Here is a 17,518-nt window from a genome sequence, read left to right as displayed (position 1 = left end):
GCTTTTGGGGAAACACTATGTTAGAAATTTTATATCAAGATGAACACTGTGTGGCCGTCAATAAGCCTGCGGGTATGCTTGTGCATCGAAGCTGGCTTGACCGTCATGAAACCGAGTTTGTGATGCAGACCCTACGCGATCAATTGGGTCAATATGTTTATCCGATTCATCGCTTAGACCGACCGACATCAGGGGTGTTACTGTTTGCTTTATCGAGCGAATCAGCTCGGCAACTGTGTGAGCAATTTGAAAACAGGCAAGTGCAAAAATCTTACTTAGCCATCGTGCGCGGGTATTTGACAGTCAACGAGCAGACATCTGGGCTGATTGATTACCCGCTCACACAAATTTTGGATAAAATTGGCGATAAACCAAGTTTGCAGGCGCTGCAACAAAGAAAGGTTAGTTCGACAGACATGTTTGATGAAGCCCTTAGCAGTCCTGCTGAATTAACCTTACTGCAACCTGCGCAAACGCATTGGCAATGCTTGGCAACAACTGAGCAGCCGTTTCAAGCGCGCGCACGCTATCCCACTTCACGCTTTAGCCTGGCTAGATTGACGCCCATTACCGGACGAAAACACCAACTACGTCGCCACATGAAGCATGTGTTTCATCCGATTATTGGCGATACCAGTTATGGCGATCATCACCAAAATCGCGCCATCCGTCAACATATCGGCGTGCATCGCTTGATGTTACATGCGCATACCTTGGCTTTTAATAGACTGACTGACAACCACCGTCTTGATATCACTGCACCTGTGGATACAGATTGGTTAACGATGTGTGCGCAGTTTGGCTTTCATTTGCCTTGATAGTTAGCGATATCATTATTTGGCGACATCCTTTACGCAACCAAGTAATCACTCACTTTGTTACCGAGGGTCGCAAATGTTGCGCCAATGCCTGCCCCCACCAATACATCGGTGGGATAATGTAACCCTAGCACCAAGCGCGATAATGCCACCAGCATCGTAAATGGCAGCAATACCCATAACATCATCGGCACTTGATGACCTATCATGGTGGTAAACAATACCGCTTGCAGCGTATGCCCTGATGGAAAACTAAATACATCCAAAGGCCGTTCGCCTAAAGTAATGGTCTGGTGTACTTGGTAAGGGCGTGGACGCACTGTGTGTACTTTTAAATACTTATACAGCAAATAACCGCAAAAACTGCTGAGTAACACCGCACACACTTTAACAGCAACGATACTAGCGACCAGTCCTTGCGATAGTAACGCTACTAACATCACTACCGTCGATACCGCCCAAAACCAACCATCGCCTAAGCGGCTGATGGTTTTGAAAAACTGCGCAAAAAACTTCAATTGCGACAGTAAATTTACCCGTAAACATAAGCAAGTATCCCATTGCAGCACCCGCTTTTGCAAATGATATAGTCTAGGTTTACTGTGCAAAAACTGATAATAATTGCGCATTAAATTAGGTAAGTTTTCGACAGAGCTAACAGAGGTACAGGTGAATTCTGAATTGGCAAGTGACAGTTTGGATTTTTTTATGGGTTGATTCATGGATTGATTCATGGCGCCATCCTTTTTTTGCCTATTTGAAACTCACGTTTTGGAGAAAAACGCGGCAGATTCAGCGGGTCTTTAGATTGGGTGACTATTTTGGGTTGAGTGACTATTTTGCGGAGAATGACTATATCGTGGGTGGTTTTTTGTCGCTACAGCTACAGTCGGAGTCGGGTGAACTGACTCAGGTGTGAGGGCGATTGTCAAATCCGCTAGCGGATGTTGAGCGAGTGCTTGAGAAGGCAAAATGGTTGGCGTCACTGTGCTGGCTGTTACGGTATTGGTCTGAATTGATAGTACTTCATAAAACATGGTCAACATTTCTTGGGCAGGTTTTTGCCAAGAAAAAGCGGCCACCTTGTGCCTTGCAGCTAGTCGCATCTGATCAAGCTGTTGTTGTTTGGGTAATTCACTGATCATCTCTACAAAGTTTTGTTCTTGCCCAAGCGGTACGGTTTTACCACAACTATCATCCACCAACAGCGCCGCAGCCGCATCATGATAGGCAAAAATTGGCAAACCCGATGCCATCGCTTCGGTGACGACATTACCGAAAGTTTCCACTTGACTAGCAAAGACAAAAGCATCGGCACTGGCATAATAACTTGCCAGCGCCTCGCCTGTTATAAAGCCTGCAAAAATAATGCTTGTATCATTGGCATACCTTTTAACGAGCGCTTCTTTGTATGGTCCATCACCAACAATCACTAATTTGACATGACGATGCAGCTGCTGTAATTGTAGCGCTTTGAAGCTTTTAATGACGGTATCCATACCTTTTTCAGGGGAAACACGGCTCACACACATTAACACTGTGGTGCCCTCGCCCACGCCCCAACTTTGCCGTAATGCTTGGCTACGTTTGCTCGGTGCATAGCGCGCTGTATCAACGCCACGACCGACTTGGTACAAATGCTTGAAACCAAATTCAGCCAGCTGATGTTGGGTGGTCTGACTTGGAGTACACGTGGCATTGCACTGGTTATGAAAACGCTTCATATACGCAAGCAAAGGCACTGAGACAACTTTCCAACCAAAGTATCGGCTAAAATCATGGAACGCGGTGTGATAACCTGAAGAGACTTTAATGCTTTGCTGTTTGCCAGCAATCAACGCCGCAAGCCCCAAAGGACCTTCCGTCACGATATGCACGATATCAGGACGAAGCTTACGCAGCTGCATAGTTAAAAATCGGTAACAAGGTAGCCCCATGCGCAGATGCGGGTAATAGGGAATGGGCAAACTGGGCACTTGCAAATCAGTGGTAACAGCCGCAGTGTTAAGCCCTGTCGTTAGGGTGTGTTGTTCGACTTCATCGCTTTGTTTGGGGCGAATCAAAGTGATGCGATGCCCCATCAATTTGAGTTCGCGCATGATTTGATAAACGCTTGAGGCTACCCCATTGATATCTGGCAGCCACGTTTCAGTCACCAAAGCGATATGCAATGATGGCCTATTGTCATGAAAAGGCGTGCCTGCAACTTGAGTAGAGGGGCTCTGTTGATTGCCTGACGTCGTCTGAGTGTCAGACGAAGCCTGGTACAAATTAGTGTTTACAGTATTGTCACTCATAGTATGTTATCAACCATTACAACCGACTGCTTTATTTGACTACAAAAGCCGTTTCGGTAAATTAAATCAATCCTTTGTCTGGGTTAAGCTTATAAGCCGCCATTGACAACCTCATGTCAATTTGATAACAGTTTGATGACAATTGCATCGCACCTATTACAACTGTCACACCTACCGCCGCTATTACAAGTATCGCAACTATCGCAAATAGGGGTCGATTTTGCTAAAATGGCGAGCAGATTGCACTTTATAGATTAATGCCTTATAGATGGTTAAATGACTGATTTGATAACTACATCGAATAATACCGCTATGCCAAATACTTCGACGTTGGATACACCGATTGTCATGCTGATGACACATGCGCCTAGTCATCCGCTCACCAAACAAGCGCTTGAATGCGCCCAATCGCTATGTGCAAACGATAGTAAAACAACCGATGATCAGAACCCGTTAACTACTATCGATTTTAAAATTTTCTTATATAGTGATGCGGTGATGTTGGCCAACCGATTAATTTGGCTGCCAGATGATATCGAAAATATGGCAAAAAATTGGCAACACTTTGCTATGAGTCATGATTTAACCATTCAAGTGTGTGTGAGTGCCGCTTTGGCTCGCGGGGTGACAGATGCTGACAATGCGACTAGACATCAGCTACAAGGTGACAATTTGGCAGATGGCTTTGAATTGGTTGGTTTGGGTGAATTAGCCATGCATCTGCACAGTGCAAAAACGGTTTATCAGTTTTAATTGGGATGGGTTTAGCGATAGCGGTTTACTATGAAAATTATAATTAATATTCACGCTGACACGTTTTTGCTTTGTCATGAAGCCTTGTCAATGGCGTTTGCGCTGGCGGCGTTTGACCACCAAATTCAGCTGACTATCGGTGATGGCATGCTAAACTTACTACTTGATGAGCCTACGGGCAAGCTTGCCCATATGCTAGCATCCCTTGACATGTATGATATGGCGCCCGCTTGGCTAGCGCTAGCGGATTTTGATAGATTAAAAGCGTGGCAAGCCAACCAACCAACAACCTTTGATTGGTGTACTCAAGTATCGCTAAAGCCCACCACAGCGCCTAATTTTGATACCACTTTTGACTTATAAATACTATGACCCAACTTCCCGAACTTGACCAAGCCGCCCTTGACCAAGACGGTCATTTGATAGCTCATCAAACCTGGACACCCGATATCGCGCAACAATTGGCGAACACGCTGGATGTCACGTTAACCCCTGAGCACTATCAAATCATAGACGCGGTGCGTCAATATTATGACTTGTATAGCCATCCACCGACGACCCGTCCTTTAATCAAGTTTTTATCCAAGCAATTGCCCTCATTGGCGATTGATAACACCAAACTGCAAGCCATGTTTAACACGGGTCTTGTCGCGCGTCATGTCAACCGCATTGCAGGGTTGCCAAAACCTGCAAATTGCTTATAAATTTTGAGATTATTTTGGGTCATAAGGGACGAGATTGTCATAACCGATACTGTGACCAGTATCACCGCCAAACCCCTGCTGACGCCAAACTTCAAATAAGGTAATTGCCACGCTGTTAGATAAATTCAAACTGCGAGAGGTCGGTAACATAGGCAAACGCAACCAGTTGTCTTGCCCAATTGCCGCGCGAATTGGCTCGGGTAATCCGGCTGTCTCTGACCCAAATACCAAAGCGATATTTGCCACTTGCGCAAAATCTTCATCATATAAAGGCTTGCTAAGCTTGGTGGTCAAGGCAACGATTCTTTGTACCCCGCTCTGGCTTAGACTGTCCTGCGCATCCTGCCAATTGGCATGTACTTTGACATTTGCCCATTCATGATAATCGAGCCCTGCTCGGCGTAATTTTTTATCTTCTAACTCAAACCCTAATGGCTCAACCAAATGTAGCGTTGCACCCGTATTGGCGCATAACCGAATAATATTGCCTGTGTTGCTTGGCATTTTGGGTTCAACTAATACCACATGAATCATGTCGACATCCTTAACCAGATTAAAATAAAACAGATTGAAATAAAAAAGCGCTAAATGCGAAGATTAATTTACAAAAAACCTATACTTATTGCGTAAATTTAAGTTTTTTTTACAACTTGATAGTTTTGGTTACATTAACGCTATAGCGACGTTAGACTAACCTGCATTACCATGACTCTACCAAGCATGTTTTACTTTATTTTAACTTCTATGAATCAATAAAGTCGCATGATTTAACCTGGTAGCTAAAAACTGTTAAAAAATAATGGATATATCTGAGGAAATTTAAAATGAAAAAATTAATCGCTGCATCAATCGCTGTTATGTTTGCTGTTACAGGTTGTAATACAATCAAAGGTTTTGGTAAAGACGTATCAAAAACAGGTGACGCGGTAACCACTACCGCACAAAAAACTGAAAACAAAATCTAATCGTAGATTTTCTGTTTAAGTAAAAAAACCCATCTCGCTGATGGGTTTTTTATTGGCTATCGGTTATAACCCTAGTAGGTTATAAAACTAGCCGTTTTTTGGCAAATTTTCAGGTAGATAACAACGCAGATAAGCAATCACCGCTGTAATCGCTTCTTGGCGATAGGTATCGGTGATTTCTTTTTCTGAGCGATAAGCTAAAATAAAAATACCATTGATAATACCATATGCGACTAACAATTGCTGATGAATGGTTTCTAAAGCCGGCATTTTATAATGCTCAGACAACTTATCATACACCATTTGGGCGAGGCTTTTTTCGATTTCACTGCCAAAGGCATTGCCCTCAAAATCTGGGGTATTGGTCTCATAAATCAAACGAGCAACCGTTAAATCAGATTGAATAATATCAACGCCTGTCTCAATGACTGTGGTGATATAAGCCTGCCAGCGACTAAATTGTTTGGCATCGACTTTTTCAAGCTTGTTAAAGATTTCTATCGCATTTAAAAAACGTAAAGCCAAAAAAATCGCTTCAACGTTTGGGAAGAAGTGATAGGCTGAGGCTCTGGGAATGTCCGCTCGTTCACACACATCAGCCAAACTAATCTCACTGACAGGTCGGGTCGCGCTCAATTCTTTGGCAGCGGCTAATAATTTTTGGCGACGCAAACGACCTTGCTGGCTAGTGAACTTGAATTTGTTAGGGACTAAGCGGCGAGCGAGCTCAGAGTCCACCAACACATCCTCAATTTTTTCATCATAAGCGCTTGACATATTTCCTCTCTATCGACTGATTATGAATAAAGTTTAATTTGTGCCCGCACCAATCCATGATCGGTTGGGCGTTGTTCTACAATAAATTTGAGATGATCGTTAAAATAATCAACTTGTAATACTTCACCGATGTTAAATTTACTATCAGCTAAAAACTGTTCAGATACCAAAATTTGGTCAAGCACTTCTGGCATACCTTGGTGGATATGGGTGTACGCCACATCTTTCAGCCAGTGCATGCGGCTTTGTACCGTAGAGGCATCATACAGCACGATATCCCGCATCGACTTATCATAAAATACTTCGCCCGATTCGCTTAAAAGCTGACAAGTGACACTTTGCATCACATCATTCATATCCCCTAACAAAATCAGCGGATGGTTGTTGTGTGACAGTTTTTCGATGACCACTTGGCGAATGCCTGCCGCTTCCGCTGCCCGCATACAAAGACTGCGCAGCTTGGCGCGGACTCGAATTAGCGGATCATTGCGATCTTCTAACGGCTCGCCTTGCGCGTTTTCTAAAAACTCAGGGCGTTTACTTTTTAGATGCGCCACAATCACAGTGACCACCATGCCATTTGGCAATCTGATGTCGGCAATCAGCGGCGGCCGATTAAATTGCTGATAAAGCCCAACATCAGGAACGTCCAACAACGCAATCGCAGGCATCTGCGTGAGCAATTGCGTGTTAATAATCTCAAAACGCGATACCAAACCTACGCTCGGGGTGCCAACTGCGCCTCGTCCTTGGGTTAATGGACTGTCTGGCTGATTACTGGCTAATGGTACAGTGACATGATAGTCATTGAGACCGGCTGCATGACATAAGTCAATCAGTGCTTGCTCATCCCAAATTTCTTGGCAACCAATGATATCAGCTTGCAATTGCCGAAAAATGGGGGCAAGTGCATTAATCTTTTGTTGATATTGCTGCGGCGTATACGCGTCTTGGTTTCGATAAAAAACCCGATTGGGCAATGCAAAGTTGAGTAAATTTGCCGTAGCGATAACAAATTGATTGTCCACTGTAATATCCTTAATGTTGAGTTACCAGTTATCCCTGCTTGCTTATACCAACATTGTCCAAAAAAATTTCCTGACTTTCATCTTCTTCGTAGCTTTTATCATAGTAACTTTTATCATAGTAACTTTCATCACTATCAACACAGTGTCGAATTTTGAAGCATTATACATTTTTTCATTCAATTTCTACACAAAAAATCACTATTTTTAGCCAAAATTTGCTGATATTTTTAAGCAGGGTTTAAAAATTGGGTACATAGAGTGCTTTTTTTTACTTAATCACCTTATTTGCTAACGAAAATCACTCTCGTGTCGAGTCTTTAAAAAAATTTTTCATATAGTTAAATATTTGTTTTTACATTATTTTTAGTTGTTTAGTGCTATGTTAATGATTTTCTTGCTTTAATTTTGTTCGTTTAATAGTTGATTGATATAAAACTGCCAACGCTCCACGATGGCTTGGCGCTCAGACAATGCCATCTTAGGCTCAAAGATACGGTCTAACTGCCAACTTTCACCAATGCTAGTGTCATCATATAGCCCCACCGCTTGCCCTGCCAATAATGCCACCCCTTTTGCGGTACTCTCAGTGGTCGTTGGTCGCAGCACAGGGACATTGAGTATATCGGCTTGAAATTGCATTAGGATATTGTTATTGGCAGCGCCCCCATCCACGCGCAGTTCGTGCAATGGCACAGGGCTATCTTTTTGCATGGCGATTAACACATCATAAGCTTGCAGCGCAATCGCTTCTAAGGCGGCTCTAGCGATATGCGCTTTGGTAGTACCGCGTGTCAGTCCGATAAGCCTTGCGGTGGCATCTGCTCGCCAGTAAGGTGCGCCAAGCCCGGTAAAGGCAGGAATCAGGATCACTCCTTGGCTATCCGGTACTTGCGCCGCCAAGGTTTCAATGTCTTCACTGCGCGCTATCATACCTAAATTATCGCGTAGCCACTGCACGATGGCACCCGCCATAAATACACTGCCTTCAAGCGCATATTGTGTTTGCGTGACGCTTGTTTTTTTATGTCGTTGTAAATTTTGTAAAGGTTTTAACAAGTTGGGCAATTTACCTGAGGGTTCATGCCGGTTAGATTGACGAGCGTGATTCGCCTCTGTGCTTTGCCAAGCGACGGTGGTGAGTAATTGCTGATGACTGACACAGGGCTTATCGCCGGTGTTCATCAATAAAAAACAGCCCGTGCCATAGGTGGATTTTGCCATGCCTGCCCGGTTACAGCCTTGCCCATACAATGCCGCTTGCTGATCGCCTAGCACTGCCGTGACTGGGATTTGTTTGCCAAACATCCCTTGTTTGGTGACCCCAAAATCGCCATCCGATGGCTTAATGGTAGGTAACATGGTTTTGGGAATATCAAATAAATCCAATAACTCCTCAGACCAGTCACCTGTTCGCAAAGACATCAGCATGGTGCGTGAGGCGTTGGTGATATCAATGCTATGCTCGCCTGTCATGTTAAACAGTAGCCAACTATCCACAGTACCAAAAGCCAACTCACCTGCTAGCGCTTGTTGGCGAAGCTTAGGGTTTTGGTTTAACAGCCATACGATTTTGCTGGCACTAAAATACGGATCTATACGTAATCCGGTAATTTTCTGGATTTTGGCGTCAAAGCCTTTATCACGCCAGTCTCTGCACCACTGATGGGTACGTCTATCTTGCCAGACAATGGCGGGTGCGACAGGCTTACCCGTTTTTTTATGCCAAATTATGGTGGTCTCACGTTGGTTGGTGATACCGATGGCTGAAATATCTGTCGCCAATAATCCTGCTTTGGCAATCACTTCTTGGGCGGTACTAATTTGGGTTTGCCAGATGTCATTGGCATTTTGCTCGATAAACCCGGCTTTTGGGGTGATGATACCCAGCGGCTTTTGGGCGATGGCAATGGGTGTTAATTGGCTATCAAAGATAATACTGCGACTTGAGGTAGTGCCCTGATCCAGCGCTAAAATAAATCCGTTTTCTGTTTTAGCCATGTTGTTGTCTCAAACGATTGTGTTAAGCGTCAATATATTATCTTAGCAAATACTTACCCATCAACTTTTATATTACTGCGGCTGAAACCTTAAGGCAACGATTCGCGAAAAAATAGCCATTGATTTTATCAACAAAAAACCACATCATACGGATACTTTATTACCACTTACCAAAACCTATCTGTTAACTATAAGTGACCCCAGACCTTAGATTTCAGACTTCAAACCTTAGACCCTAAGCACTGTCACTGTCACTCTAACTGTCACTGTCACTGTCACTGTCATTGTTTATCTTTTCCACTACCGCTTTTTAATGCGTTGATGAAACTTGTTTTATGAAAAATACCCTTGCAAAATCTGTTCGTACTACCGCTGTGACCTCAAAATCCGCCGCTATCATTACCGACACCATCAAATCTGACAATTTACAACCTGTTGCAATCTCGCAGTTGCGCCGTTATACCGACCCAGCGACCTTGCCAAAAGATAGCGACCATACCAAAACACTTGAGATTGGCTTTGGTCAAGAGCGCGCCTGTAAAGCGATTGCCACTGCGCTTGATATCAACGCCAATGGTTATCATATCTTTGCTGCAGGTGAAAACGGACTGGGCAAACGCACCTTAATCACTCGCCTGCTACAAGCACACGCCAAACAAAAACCCACACCCAATGACTGGGTGTATGTGCATAATTTTGTTGATGCGCGCACCCCGATTGCGCTTGACCTTCCTGCTGGCATGGGCAAGCAATTAGCGGAAGATGTCAAAACCTTTTGGCTAATCACCAAGCGTCAGCTCAATCAGCGTTTTCGCAGTGAGCACTATCAAAGTAAAGTAGAAGCCATAAAGAATGAAATTAGCCTTCGTGAAGAACAGGTCTATCATGCGCTGCATGAAGAAGGCAAACAGTATTCACTTGCATTGGCGCTGCGACCTTCGGACAACAAACCGATTTTTATCAAATCTGATTTTAGTGACAACCGAGCCGATGGCAATGACAATGACAGTTACAATGATATTGAGCCAAGCGATGGTTATTTATCAATCAAACCTGCTAATAAATTGGGTCGCCAAAAATCCAGTGGCAAAGCGCCAGTTTCACCACTTAAAGCCAATCAAACCTCTAGCACCACAACTAGCACCTCTAATAATACCTCGAGCGCAACCAATCAAGCCAGCTTTGGCTTAACCCCAAAGTCGCCGTATGTTGCCAATTATCAAGATAAGAACCATATGCAAAAACGCTTGAGCCAACTGACCGTTGAGCTTGAGCAAATTGAAGATGAAGCCAATCAGACCCTACAAGCGCTACACCATTCATTGACTCGGCGTACCTTAAAACCATTGATTGAGCCGTTATTTGACAAGTATCAAGCCTTACCAAAGGTTCGTAAGTATTTGCAAGATGTGCATGACGATATCGTCAATCATGTGGAACGAATCATCAATGAAGATGATGAAGAGTTTTTGCCCAGCCATTTTTCGCCATTGCCTGCGCGCTATTTTGTCAATGTGATTGCCAGCCATGCGCCCGATCAAGGCGCACCGATTGTATTTGAAGACTTACCCACCCATTTAAATTTACTCGGTCATGTCGAGCAAATCACCCATTTGGGTACTGTGTCAACGGATGTCAGCCTAATTCGCGCCGGTTCACTACATCGTGCAAATGGCGGTTATTTGGTGCTTGAAGCAACTAATTTGCTTGAATATCCGTATGCGTGGCAAGGTCTCAAACGTGCGCTGCAAAGCCGCCAAATCAAGATGTCGAGCCTTGAGCAAATGCTGACACTGACCGGTAGTATCAGCCTTGAGCCACAACCGATTAAGCTTGATGTCAAAGTTATTTTACTCGGTGAGCCAGACTTGTATTATGACCTGCTAGATTTTGAGCCTGAATTTAATGCCGTATTCAAAATCCGTGCAGATTTTCACGATCGCGTGGTACGCAGTCACGCTAATGAACAAGCGATGACCGCCAAAATTGCCGACATGATAAGTAAATACCAATTGCTAACGTTTGATAACACCGCGTTGGCGTGTTTATTGGATTATCTTAGTGAGCAAGCGGAAGACCAGCATGAGTTAAGCCTACATGGGGACAGATTGGCGCAGCTATTACTCGAAGCCAATCGTCATGCTATCATCAATCAAACAGAGCTTACTCCTGCAAACACAGTGACCGCTAGCCATGTCCGTCAAGCCATTGAGGATATTCGCCATCGCTCGGGTTATTTACGGCAATTGTTCTGGCAAGAGCTAGAGAAAGGGCAACAGCTGATTAGCACCCAAGGCAAAGCGATTGGTCAAATCAATGCGCTGACAGTCATCAGCTACGCAGATAGTGAGTTTGGCATGCCTGCACGATTGACAGCGTCAGTGCATCACAGTGCCGCGCACGCCGATATTGTTGATATCGAGCGCGATGTGGATTTAGGCGGCTCTATCCATGCCAAAGGCGTGCTGATTATGAGCAGTTACCTAAAAGCACTGTTCGCAGAAGACCACACGCTCAACTTTACTGCATCGCTGGCTTTTGAACAAAGTTATGGCGGTATTGATGGCGATAGCGCGACAGTAGCCGAAACCTGCGCGCTGCTGTCTGCCTTATCGCAAACCCCGATTAATCAAAGCTTGGCGGTTACAGGATCGATGAACCAATTTGGTCAAGTCCAAGCGGTTGGCGGCGTCAATGCCAAAATTGCCGGGTTTTATGATGCGTGTGTCGAGCAAGGTTTGACGGGTAAACAAGGGGTGATTGTACCCAAAGCCAATTTGGCGCAATTGATGCTACGTCAAGATATCATCGATAGCGTGACGGCAGGTAAATTTACCATCTATGCCGTAGAGCATGTCAATGAAGCCATGTATCTATTGACGGGTCTGGCGCCGGATGAGATGACCAAAAAAGGCAAGTATCGTAAAAATACCGTTTATGGTCGTATTTATGAACGCTTAGAAACTTGGGAAGAAAAAGATGCAGATGACAAAGAATAACGCCTCATTGGGTTATTGTTTATCGCTGATAACTTGCTTGCTCTATATCAAGCAATGTTTGCTTAATCTCAACCCCGCCGGTATAACCGCCCAATTTGCCATCGCTGGCAATCACGCGATGGCAAGGAATGATGAGGCTTAGTGGGTTGCGGCCATTGGCCTGTGCGACTGCGCGAAAGCCTTTGGGATTATCCACTTGTAGCGCAAGCTGTGCATAGCTGATTGTTTGACCGTAAGGAATTTGTCGTAATGCTTGCCATACTTTTTGCTGAAAGGGTGTGCCTGTGCAAATGGCGATGGGCATATCAAATACTTGTCGCTGACCCGCCTGATACTCTTTTAGCTGGGTGATGGTCTCTACTAGCACTTTTGCATCGGCATCAATCGAGTGGCTTAACGCTACCGAATTCATGACGGCTACCTTTACCTTGAACTTAGCTAACAGCTTAGCTAATAGGTCATGGGTCTTTTGCGTATGCCAATCGAGCGCAATCAAACAGCCTTCATGCGCCACAAGCGTCACGGTTGGCAAATTTTTCGCAAGTTGATAAGAGGTCATTATCATGTTATTCATCTTTTTCAAACAGGGCTTTGACAAAATCATCGGCTTGAAATGGGCGCAAATCATCAATTTTTTCACCCACGCCAATAAAACGAATCGGCACATTGGTGTTTTCAGCGATATTAAATACCACGCCGCCTTTTGCCGTACCATCCAATTTGGTCACGGTCACGCCTGTCAATGGCACTGCTTCATTGAAGATTTCTACTTGATTTAGGGCATTTTGTCCTGTACCCGCGTCGAGCACAATCATGGATTCATGCGGCGCTGTCGGATCGGCTTTTTGCATGACGCGAATCACTTTTTTCAGCTCTTCCATCAAATTGGTTTTATTTTGTAGACGCCCTGCGGTATCGGCAATCAGCACGTCAATGCCACGGGCTTTGGCAGATTGAATGGCATCAAAAATCACCGAGGCACTGTCTGAGCCATGACCTTGGGCGACAACCGGGATATTATTGCGCTCCCCCCAAACTTGCAATTGCTCGGTGGCTGCCGCACGGAACGTATCACCCGCTGCTAACATCACGGATTTGCCTTCACCTTGCAGACGTTTGGCAAGTTTACCGATGGTGGTGGTTTTACCCACGCCATTGACCCCAACGACCAAGATGACAAATGGTTTTGTGCTAGCATCCACCACTAGCGGTGCAACTTTGGGTGTCAAGATATCGGTTAGTTCTTTTTGTAGCGCTTTATACAGTGAATGCGAATAAATCAAATCACCGCGGGCAGTGGCTTCGGTCAAGTTTTTGATAATGCGATTGGTGGCATTCACTCCAATGTCGGCGACCAACAGTTGGTCTTCGACTTCTTCAAGTAGCTCATCATCAATTTCTTTACCACCAATCAAAATATTGGTTAAGCCTTCGGTCAAGTTTTTACGACTTTTTGACAAGCCTTGCTTCATGCGGCTAAACCAGCCACCCTTTTGCTCAGGTTCTGCGCTTGGCGCAGCCGTATTGGCAGATGGCTGCTGTGTGGCTGCAGTCTGCCCTTGGTGTTGGCTTTGCGGCATGGGTGACACAGACGGAGCTATCAAAGGTGTTTGCAGCGTTGACGTTTGGGCGGCTTCAGCGATACGCGGCGTTTCAATAATTGGCACATCTTGCACAGGCAGATTGGGCATCGTAGCATCATCAAAATTAGTCGGTTGGTTATTAAAGTTAATTACCACCTTATTAGAAGCATTGTTATTAAATTGGTTGCTACTCATATCATCGCCTATGGTTAAATTTGTCATTAAAATATTGAGATGTATAAAATTATAACAGTGTTTGTTCGCAGTTTGAAATAAACATGCTGTCAATCCCTTAAACCCATAGGATGTGTGGTATGGGAAAAAACTGTCCGTTTACAGCTTGCTGCGCTAAAAATTTGCAGGTGGTATTTAGCCATACTTAATCGTGCAATGGGCTTTCAAATAGCAATCAATGCCAACATCCGTTATCATGGTTTATCTTTTATAATGCCTGCAAACCCCATTGCACCACAATCAGAAAAACCAGATTAAAGTTAAAAGTTAAAGAGAAACTATGTTAAACCGAAACCCTGTGTCAAAGCCTACATTTTGTAATCTTACCCTCCTTGCTGCCGCCCTGACCTGTACACTCAGTGTATCAGGTTGCAGCACTGCGCAGACCATCGCAGCCAGAACCATGCCGACCAAAACTACCCCGACTGTAGCGAATACGCCTATTAACGCCCACCCAACTGCTAACGCGGTAACCGATGCAACCCAGCAAACGCTCAGCCCCACAGATTTTGACAGCGACAATGCAGCAACGCGCCATGAATATACGCTGGCTAATGGCTTAAAGGTGATAATCAAAGAAGATCACCGCTCCCCTGTGGTAATCAGCCAACTATGGTATCGCGTGGGTGCCGCGGATGAACCCACTCATTTAGGCGGTATGTCGCATTTGCTTGAGCATATGATGTTTAAGGGAACAAAAAACGTGTCCTCAGCGGATTTTGAACGCCTCATCGCCAAATTTGGCGGTAGCAACAATGCTTTTACCAGCTATGACTACACCGCATATTATGAAATTTTCCCTGCCAATCGCTTATCGCTCGCCCTAGAGCTTGAAGCCGATCGGATGACCGATTTACAGCTCAAGGACAGCGACTTTACCGCTGAGCGCCAAGTGGTGATGGAAGAGCGCCGCCAGCGGACCGATGACAACCCAAACGCCCGCGCCTATGAGCAGTTTAGCAAAATGGCTTATCCAAACAGCCCCAAAGGAGAATCGGTCATTGGTCCCATGGCAGAAATAGAATCCATTGGGTTAAACGACCTAACGGAGTGGTATAAAACATGGTATGCGCCCAACAATGCGACCTTAGTAATCGTGGGCGATGTCAATCCGACACAGGCTATCAATGAAGTCAAAAAATACTTTGCCGATAAAAAACCGCAAACCCTGCCAACGCGCCCCAGTGTGATACAGCCAGGCTTTCGTGGTTATCAAGAAAAAACCACCCAATTGCCGGTACAAGTGCCTATGGTCATGATGGCGTTTAACGTGCCTACGCTTACCACAGCAAAAGACCCCAAAACCGCCTATAGTCTATCGCTACTAGCCGACGTGCTCGATGGCGGTCTATCTGCACGCTTAGAAAAACGCCTAGTACGGGAAAAACAGCTACTAGCCTCAGTCGGCAGTGGTTACAGTGCCTTTAGTCGGGGCGATGGGCTATTTTTAATCCAAGCCACCCCGCGAGATGGCGTTACACTTGCCCAAGCTAAACAAGCAATCATTGCTGAGATTGACGCGCTCAAAACCCAACCGATTGCACAAAGTGAACTGACCCGTGCCAAAACCAACACCATGACCAGCTTGATATATAGCCAAGATAGTATCAGCGGACAAGCGCAGATGATTGGCAGTCTAAACAGCATTGGGCTTGATGATCGGATGGTGTTTAACCTACCCAAAACCTTAGATAGCATCACAGAAAGTGACTTACACGCTGCCGCTAGCAAATATTTGGTTAACGACAATCTAACCGTGCTCAATGTGGTAAAAGCAAACAAACCCAATAAATAACTATAAAACCAGTAACTTAATTTATCCTGACTTAAATTGCCCACATTGCTGTCAGACCATCCTTAGAATTTTGAGAAAAAAATGAAACCACGCTTAGCTAAAATCTTATTACTAATGACCACCATTGCCACGCAAGGGGGCCATGCTGAACCTGACACCCATAGCGATGCTCACAGTAGTGGCAATATTGACCCCACTGCACCCATTGCCGCTTTAGACAAATTAACCAGCCTAAAAACCACAGCGCCGTTAAAAGTGACATTACCAAATATCATCCACTTTACCACCGATTCGGGTACCCCAGTGGCTTTGGTACAAACCCACAATTTACCGATTGTGGATGTCAGTGTGTATTTTAATGCAGGCTCAGCTCGTGATGAAGCGATTAAAAAAGGCGGTTTTGGGATTGCCAGTATGACCGCGAGTATGCTGGATCAGGGCACACGCCATAAAAGCGAAGATGAGATTGCTGAGACCAGTGAGCAGCTTGGGATTGATTTATCTGCCCGTGCTTATAAAGATATGTTTATCGTGAGTTTGCGCAGTCTATCCGATGAGGCGCATTTATCCCCTGCGCTTGGTTTAATGAGCGATATGATGACCCAACCTACGTTTCCAAACAAAAATTTTGAACGTACCAAAGCCCAGTATTTAATCAGCCTACAACAAGCCAAAGAAGACCCAGACAGCATCGCAAGCAAAGCCTTTGCTGAGGCGCTTTATGGGAATCATCCCTACGCCCACCCCACCCAAGGCACGGAAGACAGCATTGCCAAAGTCAATGCCACCGATCTCAAAGCTTTTAGCCAGCAGCTTTTGGTAGCGAAGAATGCGAATATTGCCATTACAGGCGATATCAGTATGGCGCGCGCGCGGGCGCTTGCCAATCAGCTAACTGCTCAAATGCCTGTTGGCACAGCTGCCCCAAAGCTTACCGATGCCAAGCCTTTGAACGCCGCTAAAACGATTCATATCCCATTTGACAGCACCCAAACCACCGTCTTGATGGGTCAATTAGGTCAAAAACGCGTGGCGGATAGCTTAGGCTTACAGCATCAAACCAACTTTGCCATTGCCGATGAAATCGTCGGGGGCGGCAATTTTCAAGCCAGATTGATGGAAGACATCCGTAAAAAACGCGGGCTCACCTATGGTATCTATAGCAGCACTACACCGATGCTTGCCCAAGGTAGCTATACCATTAGTTTTTCTACCCGTAACCAAAAGTCGCAAGAAGCAATTGAGGCGACCAAGCAAGTCATCAAAAATACCCTAGAAAAAGGGGTAACGCCAAACGAATTGGCTTTAACCAAAGACAGTCTAATCAACAGTTTCCCCACTAGCTTTGCTAGCAATGCCGCCATGAATGCCACGATTGGTATGATGGGGTTTTATCAGCTGCCAGATAGTTACTTGACCGAGTACGTGACGCGCGTACAACGCGCCGACCTTAACGCTGTCAATCAAAGCTATAAAGACCTCATTGACCCTAACAAGTTTTTGATTGTGACGGTTGGTAACGCCACGCCAAACACAACCGCAACAAGAACCGCTAAATAGCCAATGC

At 45.1% G+C, this 17,518-nt stretch carries 16 protein-coding genes; 8 read left to right on the top strand and 8 right to left on the bottom strand.

What is annotated here, in order from left to right:
- Window positions 1-17: 17 nt before the first annotated feature.
- Window positions 18-818 carry a pseudouridine synthase gene (locus tag RT064_RS00540; protein ID WP_313060147.1) on the top strand — a complete coding sequence of 267 codons (801 nt, stop codon included), beginning with the start codon at window positions 18-20 and terminating at the stop codon, window positions 816-818.
- 32 nt (window positions 819-850) lie between these two features.
- Here RT064_RS00540 and RT064_RS00535 read toward each other — a convergent pair whose 3' ends face one another.
- Window positions 851-1,447, bottom strand: coding sequence for a phosphatase PAP2 family protein (locus RT064_RS00535; RefSeq protein ID WP_409519512.1), 597 nt, complete (start codon window positions 1,445-1,447; stop codon window positions 851-853).
- A gap of 174 nt (window positions 1,448-1,621) precedes the next feature.
- Window positions 1,622-3,115, bottom strand: a complete 1,494-nt coding sequence (locus tag RT064_RS00530; protein ID WP_313060143.1) for a glycosyltransferase family 4 protein — start codon at window positions 3,113-3,115, stop codon at window positions 1,622-1,624.
- A 276-nt stretch (window positions 3,116-3,391) separates the two neighbouring features.
- Between RT064_RS00530 and tusD the strand changes: the two genes are divergently transcribed.
- Genes tusD through RT064_RS00515 form a run of 3 tightly spaced genes read left to right on the top strand, consistent with a single transcriptional unit; the run spans window position 3,392 to window position 4,572 of the window.
- Window positions 3,392-3,868, top strand: coding sequence for a sulfurtransferase complex subunit TusD (gene tusD, locus RT064_RS00525; protein ID WP_313060141.1), 477 nt, complete (start codon window positions 3,392-3,394; stop codon window positions 3,866-3,868).
- A 30-nt stretch (window positions 3,869-3,898) separates the two neighbouring features.
- The gene (locus tag RT064_RS00520; protein ID WP_313060138.1) at window positions 3,899-4,231 is read left to right on the top strand and encodes a hypothetical protein; all 333 of its coding nucleotides are present in this window, start codon (window positions 3,899-3,901) and stop codon (window positions 4,229-4,231) included.
- A gap of 5 nt (window positions 4,232-4,236) precedes the next feature.
- On the top strand, window positions 4,237-4,572 hold the full coding sequence (locus RT064_RS00515; protein WP_309596371.1) for a TusE/DsrC/DsvC family sulfur relay protein: 336 nt from the start codon (window positions 4,237-4,239) through the stop codon (window positions 4,570-4,572).
- Between the two features lie 9 nt (window positions 4,573-4,581).
- On the opposite strand, the gene RT064_RS00510 is transcribed toward RT064_RS00515, so the two are convergent.
- Entirely contained in the window at window positions 4,582-5,106 is a 525-nt protein-coding gene (locus tag RT064_RS00510) for a tRNA (cytidine(34)-2'-O)-methyltransferase (RefSeq protein ID WP_313060135.1), read from the bottom strand.
- Between the two features lie 290 nt (window positions 5,107-5,396).
- On the opposite strand from RT064_RS00510, the gene RT064_RS00505 reads away from it, so the two are divergent.
- On the top strand, window positions 5,397-5,537 hold the full coding sequence (locus RT064_RS00505) for an entericidin A/B family lipoprotein (RefSeq protein ID WP_065263488.1): 141 nt from the start codon (window positions 5,397-5,399) through the stop codon (window positions 5,535-5,537).
- 87 nt (window positions 5,538-5,624) lie between these two features.
- Here the strand turns inward: RT064_RS00505 and RT064_RS00500 are convergent, their stop codons facing one another.
- The 3 genes from RT064_RS00500 to glpK all read right to left on the bottom strand — a co-directional run bounded on the left by RT064_RS00500 (window position 5,625) and on the right by glpK (window position 9,340).
- Window positions 5,625-6,314, bottom strand: a complete 690-nt coding sequence (locus RT064_RS00500) for a TetR/AcrR family transcriptional regulator (RefSeq protein ID WP_065252496.1) — start codon at window positions 6,312-6,314, stop codon at window positions 5,625-5,627.
- Window positions 6,315-6,334: 20 nt separating this feature from the next.
- On the bottom strand, window positions 6,335-7,342 hold the full coding sequence (locus RT064_RS00495) for an endonuclease/exonuclease/phosphatase family protein (RefSeq protein ID WP_313060129.1): 1,008 nt from the start codon (window positions 7,340-7,342) through the stop codon (window positions 6,335-6,337).
- Between the two features lie 399 nt (window positions 7,343-7,741).
- Window positions 7,742-9,340, bottom strand: coding sequence for a glycerol kinase GlpK (gene glpK / locus RT064_RS00490; RefSeq protein WP_313060126.1), 1,599 nt, complete (start codon window positions 9,338-9,340; stop codon window positions 7,742-7,744).
- Between the two features lie 335 nt (window positions 9,341-9,675).
- On the opposite strand from glpK, the gene RT064_RS00485 reads away from it, so the two are divergent.
- Window positions 9,676-12,339 carry an AAA family ATPase gene (locus RT064_RS00485; protein WP_313060124.1) on the top strand — a complete coding sequence of 888 codons (2,664 nt, stop codon included), beginning with the start codon at window positions 9,676-9,678 and terminating at the stop codon, window positions 12,337-12,339.
- A 19-nt stretch (window positions 12,340-12,358) separates the two neighbouring features.
- Here the strand turns inward: RT064_RS00485 and RT064_RS00480 are convergent, their stop codons facing one another.
- Both RT064_RS00480 and ftsY read right to left on the bottom strand, forming a co-directional pair.
- Complete coding sequence (locus tag RT064_RS00480) at window positions 12,359-12,904, bottom strand: methylated-DNA--[protein]-cysteine S-methyltransferase (RefSeq protein WP_313060121.1); 546 nt, start codon at window positions 12,902-12,904, stop codon at window positions 12,359-12,361.
- Between the two features lies 1 nt (window position 12,905).
- On the bottom strand, window positions 12,906-14,117 hold the full coding sequence (gene ftsY / locus RT064_RS00475) for a signal recognition particle-docking protein FtsY (protein WP_409519509.1): 1,212 nt from the start codon (window positions 14,115-14,117) through the stop codon (window positions 12,906-12,908).
- Window positions 14,118-14,436: 319 nt separating this feature from the next.
- Here ftsY and RT064_RS00470 point away from each other — a divergent pair, with 319 nt between their 5' ends.
- Window positions 14,437-15,951, top strand: coding sequence for a M16 family metallopeptidase (locus tag RT064_RS00470; protein ID WP_313060119.1), 1,515 nt, complete (start codon window positions 14,437-14,439; stop codon window positions 15,949-15,951).
- A gap of 81 nt (window positions 15,952-16,032) precedes the next feature.
- Window positions 16,033-17,511, top strand: coding sequence for a M16 family metallopeptidase (locus tag RT064_RS00465; protein ID WP_313060117.1), 1,479 nt, complete (start codon window positions 16,033-16,035; stop codon window positions 17,509-17,511).
- Window positions 17,512-17,518 lie beyond the last annotated feature (7 nt).

This window comes from Moraxella sp. CTOTU49097 (assembly GCF_032064105.1).
Lineage (GTDB): Bacteria > Pseudomonadota > Gammaproteobacteria > Pseudomonadales > Moraxellaceae > Faucicola > Faucicola osloensis_B.
Note: the sequence above shows the minus strand (reverse complement) of the source record. Positions and strands in the feature narration are given on the sequence as shown.